2 tRNA genes and 1 rRNA gene are annotated in these 626 nt (G+C 41.1%); all 3 read left to right on the plus strand.

The features are described from left to right. Window positions 1-5: 5 nt before the first annotated feature. Window positions 6-81 (plus strand) — tRNA-Lys (locus tag CZ809_RS20930). Window positions 82-112: 31 nt separating this feature from the next. After that, window positions 113-188 (plus strand) — tRNA-Val (locus CZ809_RS20935). 331 nt (window positions 189-519) lie between these two features. After that, window positions 520-626, plus strand: a 23S ribosomal RNA gene (locus CZ809_RS20940); the annotation flags it as partial.

Below are 626 nucleotides of genomic sequence, written 5' to 3' on the forward strand. Positions count from 1 at the left end.
AAATTGGGTCGTTAGCTCAGTTGGTAGAGCAGTTGACTTTTAATCAATTGGTCGCAGGTTCGAATCCTGCACGACCCACCATTCTTTCTCACGAAGGAATTAAAACTATCGTGGGCGATTAGCTCAGTTGGGAGAGCACCTCCCTTACAAGGAGGGGGTCACTGGTTCGAGCCCGGTATCGCCCACCACTCTCTAAGAATTTTCTGCACGGAATCGCAGATTTAATGAAGAATACCTTTATTAAGTCCGCATTGTTGTCGCTGAAAATCATTAGAAAGTGGTTATCGTTAGATAATTGCATGCTCTTTAACAATCTGGAAAGCTGACTAGTAAATTCAATCGAAAGATTGATTTTAAAAAATGTTTTTATTCTTTGAATAAAAACGAGTTCTCAAAACAACACACATTCAAGTGTCTTGTATCGAGTCCGGCGAAAAACCAATGTTTAATATTTTTTTGATCGGAGTATTAAACGCAAACCTTGGTTGTTTGAACATACAAGACCTCTTGGGGTTGTATGGTTAAGTGACTAAGCGTACACGGTGGATGCCTTGGCAGTCAGAGGCGATGAAGGACGTATTAACTTGCGATAAGCCCAGATTAGGCAGTAAAAGCCTCTTGAGTCT

It is taken from the genome of Photobacterium piscicola (assembly GCF_900166965.1).
GTDB lineage: Bacteria > Pseudomonadota > Gammaproteobacteria > Enterobacterales > Vibrionaceae > Photobacterium > Photobacterium piscicola.